We start from the raw sequence: 12,285 nt of genomic DNA, 5'->3' as shown, positions 1-12,285 counted from the left end.
GGATGACACGATTAATTTAGATATACGCAGAACAATTGTTGGGAGGGAGTAGTACTCCCGACCGATGTTGGCTTGGCTGGAGGCAGATCTTAAACATTTTGTCCACCGGCCTATCGTAAATTTGCTCGTTAACAGAACACAGCCACTGTAAAGAGATTCCTTCATCCATATATTTTAGTAACGTCAGTTCTATACAACCTGTCCATTGAGGGATTCAGAAGGGTCACTGAATCCAATCCCTCTCGATGAGAGCTATAACACCTGGGCTGTAGGATGCAGGAGCATCAAATGCAGCGGAGGTGAGGCATAAGTATGGAGGAAATCAGAACCGGGATTTACAGGATTAGAGGATACACAGGATGATACTGGAATTGCCATTTGCGTGGACACCAAGTTAAGAAGTAATCCCGAAAATCCTTTAATCCTGTCCCTCCTGATTCCAATGGATGAAATGTGAAACTTGGATGATCTTACATACGAGATAATCGGCCATCACCAAAGCCTCCTAGGATGACAGTTATTAGTTTTAGTAATTCTTATATAGAACTCAGGTTAAGTAAGTCCGGTCATTTTGTTCCAAATACCGTGGTGGCCTCTTCCATATCGAACGCGTTGTTTTCCCGGTTGATATCCGCCATACGGCCCGTCGGGTCGATGACGATACGGCTGATCGTTTCGGCCGGTTCAGGGATGCCCAAGGTGTAGGTGGGGTAGGTCCATGGCCAGTCCGTCAGTGTAGTCCGTGGCATATCGGGATATTCATTCGCTTTTTCGCCCCTCATAATCTGTAGCGGAAGGTAGAACTGCTCACTGCTGCCATCGGTGTATTCCACCACCAGGTCGATCGGCATCGGCATCAAATCCTCCCGTTTGAGTGTCACAAAGGTGGAGTCGTTTTGTCCAACCACGCTCTCGATCCCGTAATCGATCGTCTTGGTGGTTTCGATAAAATACTCGTAATACCAGTCCAGCACCATGTCAGACTCTTTCTCCATCACACGCAGGAAATCCCTGCCGGTAGGATGCTTGAATTTCCATTCCCTGAAATAACGCTTCATGCCACGATCAAAAACCTCAGGGCCAATCACATACCGCATCTGGTTCAGGAAGACCGCGCCCTTGGAATAGGAAGCCACGCCATACGCCCGGTTGGTCGTAAAGTGATCTGCGTGCGTATCCATCGCCTCTTCATCTCCATCCTCCACAATCCGGTAGTAGGAACCGTACGACCCGCTGTGAGGAAAATCGCGTTCACCGAACAGGTGCTCCATCGTCAGTGCTGAGGCATAAGTGGTAAAGCCTTCATCCATCCAGGGATAGCGGCTCTCGTTGGTGGCCAACACCGCGTAGTACCACATGTGAATAAATTCGTGCACCGTTACGCCCACCAGGCTCCGGAGAGATCGATTCCCGGTTATCAGCGTGGCCATCGGGTACTCCATGCCGCCGTCTCCTCCCTGGATCACCGAAAACTTTTCGTAGGGATATTTCCCCAAATGCTCGCTCATAAACTGGAATCCTTTGACCGTATATTCCGGCAACCGCTCCCAGTAGGCTTTGAGGGAGTCCTGCCGGTCAGAGGAAGTTGCACTATTTGTCGCCACCGGATCCGTTTGGTAGAAAAAGTGGAGTTTGGGCCCGCTGGGTACCTGGGCGGTAGTATGGGTGAAGTCGGGATCGGCACCCCAGGCAAAATCGTGCACGTTCTCTGCTTTCCAGTGCCAGGTGAGCTTGTCCGAATCGGGACGATCTGCTTCCGTGCCCTGTTCCTGGTAGCCGTGACCAATCTCCTGTGGGTTCTGTAGGTAGCCGGTGGAACCGATCACGTAGGAGGAGTCGATCGTGATTTTTATATTAAAACTGCCAAATACGCCGTGGAATTCGCGTCCCACGTAGGGATTGGGATGCCAGCCTTCGTGATCATACTCTGAAATCTTGGGATACCACTGGGTCATTGAAAACTCTACGCCCTCATTGTTATTCCAGCCGGAGCGGCGAATCTGCAGCGGCACCTGGCTGTCGAACTCCATCTCAAAGACCGTGCTTTCACCGGGTTCAATTGGATCGTTCAGTGTCACTTCTACAATCGTCTCATCCACTTTGTAGTCCACCGCATCGCCATCCTGCATCAGAGACTGGATGTGATGATACCCAATTTGATCCTCCGTAAGATGCTGGATGCGATCTCTCACCCGGCTGTCCGGATCTTCGATAGTGCGCGAACGCTTGTCCATCATGCTTCCCGGCTGAAACGCATTGAAATAGAGGTGATAAAACACGCGGTGCAAAGTATCGGGCGAATTGTTGTGATAGGTCAGTTTTTGCGTGCCGGAAAATTGGTTATTGGGCGCATCCATCCGGATATCCATCTCATACTCCACCCGCTGCTGCCAATAGTCTCGCGTCTGACTTTGGGCGGTCAGGACAAGGAAGGAGAGTAAGAGCAGTAGTAAGCCAAATCGTACTTTCATGGTGCATTATATTTTAAGTAGAATTATTTCAACAATAGTAAAAGAGATGTCACCCTTCGGAAAGATGACATCTCTCAAAGTATTTAAAATCCTTAAATATCAGTGAAAATCTGTGGCTAAAATGAATTGCGACTGGCGAATGCGCGGCTCAGGGTGGCTTCGTCGATAAACTCCAGCTCGGTGCCCATCGGGATACCATAGGCAATGCGGGTCACCTTCACATCGTCATAGGGCTTTAACAGCTTGTTGATGTAGTAGGAGGTGGCTTCACCCTCGGAGTCGGGGTTCAGTGCCAGGATCACTTCATCAACAGGATCTTCCTCATCATTTACGCGCTTCATCAGATCTTTAATGCGGATATCATCGGGACCGATGTTATCCAGTGGCGAAATCACCCCGCCCAGTACATGGTATTTGCCACGAAACTCGTTGGTTTTTTCGATCAGGTAGACATCCTGCGACTCCTCCACCACGCAGATCTGCCCATTCTGGCGCTTCACATTACTGCAGATAGAGCAGGGATCGCCATCGCTGATCACCCCACAGGAGGTGCAGCGGGTAATCGACTTTTTGAGATCCACCAGGGCATCGGCCAGCTTCATCACCGATTCATCGTTCTGCTTTAGCAGGTACAGCGCAATACGACGCGCGGATTTCCGCCCCGTACCCGGCAGTTTGGCCAGCTGCTCGATGGCCCGTTCCAGTATTTCCGAAGTGCCTTCCATAGATTAATTTTAGATTGGAGCTATCGCTCGTTGGGACGTCCGTACAGGTCAGCAGAGATTTTAAAAGCCGAGTTTAGAGAGGTCCATTCCACCAGGCATGCCACCGGGCAGCATATCTTTGTAGGTGTCCTGCATCTTCTGCTGGGCGGCTTCTTCAGCCTTTTCAAGTGCTTTGTTGACGCCCGCCACAATAAGATCTTCCAGCATTTCGGCCTCATCCGGGTCGATCGCCATCTCATCAATCTCAATTGCCATAATTTGACGCTTGCCGTTGGCCTTTACCTTTACCATGCCGCCACCGGCCTCAGCTTCCACCTCAACCTTTGCGAGTTCCTGTTTTGCTTTTTCCATCTTTTCCTGCAGTTCGGAAAACTTTCCGAACATGTCTGCCATGTTTTTCATAATGATCTACTAAATTTTAAGATTTAAAAAGTTCATGCAAATGAATTAAACTCAATTCCAGGGTTAATCCCACTATATCCTACCGGTTTAAGTTATAATCAAGTTCGGCCCCAAACAGTTCAACCAGCATCTTTATTTTGGGATCTCGTTCCTGCAGATCCTTGAATCGCTCATAGGGACTTTTGGACTCTTCCTTTTCTTCCTCCTCATTTTTCTGAACCACGGTATTAAATCGCAGGAAAATACCTACAACGGAATCCAACACTTTTGCAAGAAGGCGCTTGTTCTCATCCAGAATACGTTTGGCAAAATCATTTGTACAGCGGAGGGTCAACTCCCTGTTTTTCAATGCCACAGGCTCGATACGCTGCATCTGGAAGTAGAGCGTCTGTGGAACCTCCGACTTCAGGGTCTTCAGGTAATCATCCCAACTGTCCTTAACTTCCTCCAGCGTGATATTCTCTTTTTTGGGGACTTTAGGTTTGGGATCCGGCTTTTTCTGCTCGGCAGCAACCCCATTCCCGTTGTTTCCATTACCTGGGGAGCTGTTCTTGAAACCACCAAGTGAGGGCTGTCCGAAGAAGTTATTTTCATCTTCGGTTTCATCTTCTTCAACCACTGCCACTTCCTCATGCTCAGCTTTCGGTTGTGAAGCGTGGCTTTCTGGCTCAGGCTCGGGAGTCATAGGGACAGGTTCCGAAACCGACGTTTGGGGGCTACCCACAGGTTCCGTTCCTTCCTGCTCATCCGGTTCTTCATGCTCACGATCAGGCTCGACTGGGCGGGATTCCTCCACACCTTGCTCTACATTTTCCCTGGGATCCGGTTCGGGCCCTTCACCACCCGATTCAGCAGCACGTTCAGTGGAATTGTTTGATGAGTCCGACTTTTCACTGTCCGACTTCCGGTCTGCCGCCTCCGGTTCCCGGGTTACTGTGCCGCCATCTACATTGCTAAGCTTTTTTTTTAATGCATCCAGCTCACTAAGCAACGTGTTCAAATTTTCGGAGCGCTCCATGTGGATCAGCTTCAGCAGGGTAAGCTCAAACTGAATATGCGGCTGCTGTGCTTCCTTGATCTTGTACTGTGCTTCACTGACCAGGTGCATCATCCGCATCAGGTCATCCTGGCTGAACGGCCCGGCGGCTTGCTGGTACCGCTTTTTCGTTTCAGCTGAAGCCTCCACGAGATGCATCTTTTCGGAGTTCTTGGCGACATATAGGTTACGGAGGTGCTCCAGCAGGCCGACCAAAAATTCCTGGATATCGTGCCCTTCCTGCAGCAGCTCATTGATAAGCTCCAACCCCGACCCCGCATCGTGACTTTCCACCGTGTCCATAAACTGGAACATGCGGTCGGTACTCACCACGTTGAGCGCACGCAGCAGCTCATCGTGGTCAATATCGTCTCCGCAGAAAGCGATCGCCTGGTCGAGCAGACCCAGGGCATCGCGCAGGGCCCCGTCGGCTTTCTTGGCTATCACATGCAGCGACTCCACATCAATGCTGATTCCTTCATCTTTGGCCACCTGCTGCAGTCGCTCCACGATCTCATCCACGCTTATTCGCTTAAAATCAAACCGCTGGACGCGGGAGAGGATGGTAGGCAGTACCTTGTGCGGCTCGGTGGTCGCAAAAATGAAAATTACGTGGTCGGGCGGTTCTTCCAGCGTCTTCAGCAGAGCGTTGAAGGCCGACTTACTGAGCATGTGGACCTCGTCCACGATATAGATTTTGTAGCGGCCGTTCTGGGGTGGGATGCGGACCCGCTCACGCAGATCCCGGATGTCATCCACCTTGTTGTTGGAGGCGGCGTCAATCTCTACAATATTCAATGTCTGGTTGAGGCCTTCACCATCAACAGAGGAATCGATCTCATTGACTGTACGTGCCAGCACCCGCGCCATCGTCGTCTTTCCCACACCCCGCGGTCCACAAAACATGTAGGCATGGGCCAGCCGCTGCTGCTTGATGGCATTTTTCAGCGTATCGCTCACATGCCGCTGTGATACGATGTCATCAAAGGTTGTGGGCCGGTATGTTCGGGTTAGTGCGCGGTAGTTGTCAGACATATGGATATTGGTTTAAATAACCCTGGATGCAATCGCCTGCAGGTTCAACTTTGTACAACTCCAAAAGTACAAAATGTGAACGCCAATTTCGTAGCAGAATTATTAACAATGTTGAATTTTCAAATTTTGAATTTGGATTTAATTGGGATCTGCTTCAACATTCAAATTTTCGTTTTTGGTTTGGAGGGAGTTCAGATCGTATGTTTTTATTTTACTATATGCAATTATATGACAACCCCTAGATCCCTCCAGATACCTTTCGGGACAGGCTCTTTATTAAGGGGGATTTCAAAGATGCCTTTCAAGTATTTGTTTGCTCATCCCCTTTGTAATCGTTTTATAAACTATTGAATATTAATTCGACGATTACTGTATTAAAGGCACAAAATCAGTCTCCCTTAGTAAAGGGAGATCTAGAGGGTTGTCGGAATCCCTGCACTTTCATACATGCTATTTCAGGAAATAAAAAATAAATAGTTTTCATAAGCAGTGTGAATATCCCATAAAATTTTGACTAAGTTTGGACTTACAGTGCTTAGGTTTAGTGAAAAGAAGTGAGAAATGAGATGGACAACGTTTTGTATGCTATTGAGAGCTGGATTATAGATAGAACATGAGAATTTCATGGAGTAAAATACAACCCCCTGAGTCCCCCTTTGTTAAGGGGGATTTTAAGATGCTTTTACATATTCATTTGCGCGCTCAATCTATAAATCATTTATAACCTGCAAACTATTGATTCGAGCATTCCTCTATTAAAAGGGCACGGCATTGGTCTCCCTTAGAAAAGGGAGATTTAGAGGGTTGTCGGTACCACTGTATTTTTATACAATGTTATTCAAGAGATAGGAAACAAATATTTTTTCAAAAGACAGAGAGCATATACAATGAAAATCTACTACAATCCTAAGTTAAAAAAACTGGCCAGAAAACTTCGAAACAACAGTACCCTTGGGGAGGTATTGCTTTGGAACCAATTGAAGCAACGGAAGATGCGAGGCTACCAGTTTATGAGACAAAAACCGATTGGGGAGTATATCGTCGATTTTTTCTGTAATCCTCTTAAGCTAATCATAGAAATCGACGGCAAGGCTTCCCACCGCCACAAACTTACAAAAGATGTGGCGCGACAGGATTGGCTGGAAAAGCTTGAACTTACGGTGATTCGGTTTAGTGAAAAAGAGGTGAGGACTGAGATGGACAACGTTTTGTATGCTATTGAGAGCTGGATTATAGATAGAATATGAGAATTTCATGGAGTAAAATACAACCCCCTGAGTCCCCCTTTGTTAAGGGGGATTTTGAACATGCTTTCAAATATTCATTTGCACGTACTATCAGCAATCGTTTATAAACCATGGAATATTGATTCAACCATTTCTCCATTAAACAGTCAGGAATCAGTCTCCCTTAGTAAAGGGAGATTTAGAGGGTTGTCAATATCATTTTTTTACCCACCCGGTCGCAAATGCAGCGGCCGGGATGGGGGATAGAATATTAAAATTTAATGGCTAGTATACGATTTTCTGTTTTCCCGCGTTATCAGCGAGTATCATTCAAGCTTACTATCCCATAAATCCGTATTATACGGAATGCATTTTCTGAAAAAATACATACGAGAACCCATCAGCGGTTTGACCCACGGTTTTGGGGTGCTACTCTCGGTCGTGGGTCTTTTTTTATTGCTGTATGATGCGGTACTGATCGATTCAACGCGTCATATCATAGCCTTCTCGATGTTTGGCGTCAGCATGATTTTGCTCTACCTGTCAAGCACGCTCTACCACAGCCTGCATGTGGGCGAAAAAGCGATACGCCTGCTCAAAAAATTGGATCACAGCATGATCTATGTGCTCATTGCAGGCTCCTATACCCCGATCTGCCTGATTGTGCTGGACGAGTCCTGGAAGTGGATTGTATTTGGCGCGGTATGGACGTTCGCCATAGGGGGAATCATTAAGAAGATATTCTGGATTGATGCTCCCCAGTGGCTTTCCCTGTTTCTGTACCTGGGAATGGGATGGATGGGCATTTTCCTTTTTCCCACGCTGTTTGAAAAGCTCCCGCTGGCTTTTTTAATATGGATTTTGGCTGGCGGACTGGCATACACAATCGGAGCTGTGATCTATGGAGTTAAAAAACCGGATCCACTGCCCGGCTTGTTTGGTCACCACGAAATCTGGCACCTGTTTGTAATGGGCGGTACGTTTTCTCATTTCTGGGCTTTTTATTGGTATCTGCCTGGATTTGCTGGTTGATTGGATGAAGGTTTTGATAGGTGATTAGTCGTAAGTACATTGCGTCATACTAAAAGCTTTCAGCCGTCAGCTACCAGCAAATAATTTAAACATCCATGCTGTTTTTGAAATAGATCTTGTTTAATGAAACACATCCTATTTCTTGTTTTACTTTTTGGATTCTGCTCCCAACCTGCCTTCTCTCAACTTTATCCCACAAAATACCGGCCACCCAACCTTAACTGGAAGCAGCTTGAGACCCCGCACTTCAATGTTGTTTTTCCAAAGGGGGAGGATTCCGTAGCCTACCGCACCGCCCGCATCCTGGAGCATGAGTATCCCAAAGTGCAAAACTTGGTGGGGGGAGAGCTGACCAACTTTCCCGTGGTGCTGAATAATTTCAACGATCGCTCCAACGGGTTTGTCTCCTCATTTCATTTCCGATCAGAGATTGAAATACCGAGTATCAAGGGGAAGGCGATGAACCCGCAATCGGGCAACTGGCTGGAAACGGTGACACCGCACGAGCTGGTGCACGCCCTGCATTACAGCCACCTCAACGGAATTTGGGCCAATGTGATTAAACTGTTTTCTCCAGACGCCGCCCGCTCCATCAATGGGGGCCCGCCACAGGGTGTGCATGAAGGGATCGCTGTATACCATGAAACCCAAAATATCGCTCCCGACGGAGGGAGAGGCCATTATCCTTACTTCACGAACCAGTTTGAGGCGGTATATGATAGCCCGGACCGCTGGTCTTTGGGACAGATGCTGGGGACCTCCTCCTACAGCCGTCCGTTTGACCGACACTACATCGGCGGATATGAATTCACGAACTTCCTGCAGCAGACCTACGGGGACAGCACCACAAACCAGGTGATCGATTTTTTTATCCGCTGGCCCTTTTTAGGATACGGCACCGCACTGCGGCATGTCACTGGGAAATGGCCCGGACAGCTCCACAATGAATTTGTCGAAGAGCACCAAAAGGGAGTCAAGGACAAATCTGATTCCTACAAACCACTGTCAATCCCTTACGATGGGGCGGAGGTGCGCCGCCCGGTGTGGCTTTCTGAGAACCGGCTGCTGATGTACGGTAGTTTCTACAACGCCAGCCCGGGCTTCTATTCCTACTCGCTTACCGAAGGCCGCCTGGAAAAAGCGCTGGAAACCCGCACCGTGCAGGACTACAACTATGACCTTTCAGCCGACCGCTCGCGACTGCTGTTCGCCAACTATCGATCCAGTCCCTACTACAGCAATACCTACAAGATGGAGCTTTACGAGGCGGATCTTTCTACAGAGTCAACAAAGCGACTATCCGATAATCTCCGTGTATTTGCCCCTGTATACCGATATAACGGGTACTATGCCCTACAGACTGATCATGAGTCGAGTACGCTGATCCGGCTCAATCCAGGCAGTACCTCGTTGTCTGTTGTGGAAAAAATAAGCTTGCCGAACACAGAGTTTGTGAGTGTAAAGCTCAACCCTGTCGACACGAAGCAACTGGCCATCGTTGCCAACCGGCGGGGCCTCCAGGGCTTGTGGCTGGTCCGGGAGGATTCAATTCGACAGGAGATAAGACGGACTCCTGACATCTCCTTTAACAGTGGATCGATATTTGATCCCGCCTGGCACCCGTCCGGAGACCGGCTTATGTTCAGTAGCGATCACTCCGGCACTATGCAACTGTATGAATACGACGCTAAACAACAGGCCCTAACCCAGCTTACAAATACGAATTATAACGCCATGGAGGGAAGTTACAGCCCCGGTGGTGACCGCATCGCCTTTATCATTCAACACCAAAATGAGCACCTGCCGGTGGTGCTGGAGAGTTCTGAATTGTTGGATCAACCCGTCGATTCCGACTTGTGGACTCCTTCAAAAAAGAAAGCAGAATTTATGACCCGCAGGGAGTTGGGAGCGGACCTCAAAGAGGAATCCGACACCTGGAATATCAAACCCTACCGCTCCAACGGTCAATGGATACTCCCACGAATGGTATCTCCCGTAATCAGTGAAGTTTCCAATTCGGGGACCTACGAGTTGGGCCTCACCCTTTCCAGCAACGACCTGCTTCAGCGTAATTCCTACCAGCTCGATCTCTCTTATGTACAGAATCGGGCCTGGTACGATTTAAGTTACCACCACGCCGGCTTCTTTCCGGGATTTGAGCTCGAAGCATTCAGCCGTCCCCGTTTCCAGGCGTTACCCGTTCAAACACCATCAGGCGAAGAGCAAAGCCTTGAGTTCCTGCGACAGGATGCCGGGGCTTCGGTCGGCATTCCCACCCGTTTTATCCTGGAAGACAACGTGCGCCAAACCGTAGTGGGAATTACCCCTACACTCAAATTGAGGGGCACGCGCTTTTTTGAACTGGATCACAATGGCGACCCGGCCTCCAATTACGCCAACTTTTTTACGACCAATGTCTATGGCTTTTTTCGGTACCGGCTGCAGCGTAATATCCGGGATCTGCAGCCCAAAAGTGGAGTTATCTTATTCTCCGAGCTGGAACACTTTTTTACCAGCGGCGCGACCACCATCAGAACCGAAAACTACCAGGTGGACATTGATTTTTCGCGGGCAACGGCCTGGCGCTCCGGACTTTATTGGTACACGGCACCACTCAGGCGCTGGAACCAGTCGCTGCGGATCGGGCTTGAGGGGTTGACCCAAAACGCACCGACTTTTGACAACCAGCAACTGGTCTCGGGCGGATTTTCTGAACGGATATTTCCCACCTCCCAGCATATGCTGAGTTTCAGCACGCGGTACACGGTTCCCCTTTTCTACCCCGACAGGGGCGGTTTCCTTATCCCGGCCTATCTCAGCAGCTTTTACCTGGTGGGTTTCTCAAATACGGTTGCCGACCTTGATGGGGCCGGCATCAACAACTTTTCCAGTGCATCACGCACCGTTTTCGGGCTGGGACTCCGCACCCAGTTTCGTATTTCCAACGTGTCATTTAATATAGGAATCGGACTCGGGTATGAACCGACCCGTGGAAAACTTAACCCCTTTGTTGGGAACTTTTAAGGATGCTTTTATTTTTGAATATACTTTAAAACCGAACTACTTCATATGAAATCATTTACTGTTTACTTACTGGTATTAATCTCACTTACAACCATTGCTTGCCAAAGTGAGTCAGAGGACCCGACTACAGATCGGCGCAAAAGCCCGATCGCAATTGCACAGGTAAATCACGAGGGGACCTATGCCAAGATTGTCTATGGCCAGCCCTACAAACGCGGGCGTGTCATCTTCGGAGATCTCGTTCCCTACGGAGAGGTGTGGCGAACCGGCGCCAATGAAGCTACTGAATTAACAGTCACCGGGGATATCATGCTTGCCGGGGAAAGGGTAGAGGCCGGCACCTATGCACTCTTCAGCATTCCGAATACAGAGACATGGACCATCATCCTTAATTCCCAGCTCGGCCAGTGGGGAGCTTTTGATTATAATGCAGACTATGATGTGATGCGCGTGGATGTAAGTGCGACGAAGATGGAAGACTCGGCAGAAGCATTCACAATACAGTTTGAGGAAGTGGAAAATGACTCTACCAATATTGTAATGCGATGGGATCAGACGGAGGTAAGGATTCCGGTTGAATTTATCGGTGATGGTGGGGCGTGACAAGGGTTATGTTTGTTGAAACGTTGAAATGTTGAACCGTTGAGACGTTGAGGTGTATGGTGGCTTGGTCGAAAGTCGGAAGGCCGAAGGTCTGAAGGTTTGGGTAACGGCTTTAAGATTCGCCGCCAGCAGTTCTTCAGCAAAAAGACCTTCATTTATTCGTTTTAATTCTAATGTAGACTCAAATTAACCGGCCTTGGATTTGTGAGCCGTCTCGAGTGAACGCAACGGAGGCGTTAAGAAAGAAATCCTTAACCAACTAGTTGTTTGTAGTTTGTAACGCTTAAGACCTGTTTCTGAGAAAAAGCAATATCTGTTAATATCTTGATTTCTTTTAGCCGTAGAGACGTGCTACCAGGCGACTAAATCTCCAGCCGGCGACTTTTTTTGGTTCATTTTTTTTCGTTCCTGAAAGGAACACCACCTAAATCCTCAAATTCAGCAAACGTACCCACGAAACGTGTTCATTCTTAATTTAATGTCAGTTCGATATAAGATTTCTTATTAATAACCCGACGCTTGGTCCCTATGCTCTGCGTTGGGACCTGTTGGGACGCTCCGCGTCCAGTAGGTGCCCCAGAGACGCGGAGCGTCAGAGGGCTTCCGCCGCATACGAGCGGACGGAAGCGAGCAATTGCTGAAATAGTCCTCGGGCTACCCGGAATGTTGCTGAATGCCGGCCAGCGACCGGTTTTTGGCAGCTGGTAGGTTAGTGGTAAAAAGCAAATCGT

General features: G+C 48.6%; 8 protein-coding genes. 4 read left to right on the top strand and 4 right to left on the bottom strand.

Annotated features, from left to right (window positions below; translation table 11 throughout):
- Positions 1-566: 566 nt before the first annotated feature.
- From NC796_RS09385 to dnaX, 4 genes are all read right to left on the bottom strand, one after another.
- Complete coding sequence (locus tag NC796_RS09385) at positions 567-2,471, bottom strand: M1 family metallopeptidase (protein WP_310684127.1); 1,905 nt, start codon at positions 2,469-2,471, stop codon at positions 567-569.
- A gap of 116 nt (positions 2,472-2,587) precedes the next feature.
- Positions 2,588-3,196, bottom strand: coding sequence for a recombination mediator RecR (gene recR, locus NC796_RS09380; RefSeq protein WP_310684126.1), 609 nt, complete (start codon positions 3,194-3,196; stop codon positions 2,588-2,590).
- A 60-nt stretch (positions 3,197-3,256) separates the two neighbouring features.
- Positions 3,257-3,598, bottom strand: a complete 342-nt coding sequence (locus NC796_RS09375) for a YbaB/EbfC family nucleoid-associated protein (RefSeq protein ID WP_310684125.1) — start codon at positions 3,596-3,598, stop codon at positions 3,257-3,259.
- Between the two features lie 79 nt (positions 3,599-3,677).
- Entirely contained in the window at positions 3,678-5,669 is a 1,992-nt protein-coding gene (gene dnaX / locus NC796_RS09370; protein WP_310684124.1) for a DNA polymerase III subunit gamma/tau, read from the bottom strand.
- A gap of 887 nt (positions 5,670-6,556) precedes the next feature.
- Between dnaX and NC796_RS09365 the strand changes: the two genes are divergently transcribed.
- From NC796_RS09365 to NC796_RS09350, 4 genes are all read left to right on the top strand, one after another.
- Positions 6,557-6,916 (top strand): DUF559 domain-containing protein, encoded by a 360-nt coding sequence (locus NC796_RS09365; RefSeq protein ID WP_310684123.1) that lies wholly within the window; start codon positions 6,557-6,559, stop codon positions 6,914-6,916.
- 345 nt (positions 6,917-7,261) lie between these two features.
- Positions 7,262-7,927, top strand: coding sequence for a PAQR family membrane homeostasis protein TrhA (trhA, locus tag NC796_RS09360; RefSeq protein ID WP_310684122.1), 666 nt, complete (start codon positions 7,262-7,264; stop codon positions 7,925-7,927).
- A 123-nt stretch (positions 7,928-8,050) separates the two neighbouring features.
- A complete protein-coding gene (locus NC796_RS09355) occupies positions 8,051-10,951 on the top strand; it encodes a hypothetical protein (protein ID WP_310684121.1) in 2,901 nt (966 codons plus the stop codon).
- 45 nt (positions 10,952-10,996) lie between these two features.
- Entirely contained in the window at positions 10,997-11,554 is a 558-nt protein-coding gene (locus NC796_RS09350; protein ID WP_310684120.1) for a DUF2911 domain-containing protein, read from the top strand.
- The last annotated feature ends 731 nt before the right edge of the window (positions 11,555-12,285 follow it).

Origin of the sequence: Aliifodinibius sp. S!AR15-10, from assembly GCF_031569985.1 — a bacterium.
Classification (GTDB): Bacteria; Bacteroidota; Rhodothermia; order Balneolales; family Balneolaceae; genus JAMQKA01.
The sequence above is the reverse complement of the archived record's forward strand: the minus strand, read 5'-3'. Positions and strand labels throughout refer to the sequence as shown.

Bases quoted from the DNA above. Each gene is read 5' to 3' on its own strand.
- NC796_RS09365 (WP_310684123.1), top strand. From the start codon at position 6,557: ATGAAAATCTACTACAATCCTAAGTTAAAAAAACTGGCCAGAAAACTT.
- NC796_RS09350 (WP_310684120.1), top strand. From the start codon at position 10,997: ATGAAATCATTTACTGTTTACTTACTGGTATTAATCTCACTTACAACC.
- recR (WP_310684126.1), bottom strand. From the start codon at position 3,196: ATGGAAGGCACTTCGGAAATACTGGAACGGGCCATCGAGCAGCTGGCC.
- NC796_RS09385 (WP_310684127.1), bottom strand. From the start codon at position 2,471: ATGAAAGTACGATTTGGCTTACTACTGCTCTTACTCTCCTTCCTTGTC.
- trhA (WP_310684122.1), top strand. From the start codon at position 7,262: ATGCATTTTCTGAAAAAATACATACGAGAACCCATCAGCGGTTTGACC.
- NC796_RS09355 (WP_310684121.1), top strand. From the start codon at position 8,051: ATGAAACACATCCTATTTCTTGTTTTACTTTTTGGATTCTGCTCCCAA.
- NC796_RS09375 (WP_310684125.1), bottom strand. From the start codon at position 3,598: ATGAAAAACATGGCAGACATGTTCGGAAAGTTTTCCGAACTGCAGGAA.
- dnaX (WP_310684124.1), bottom strand. From the start codon at position 5,669: ATGTCTGACAACTACCGCGCACTAACCCGAACATACCGGCCCACAACC.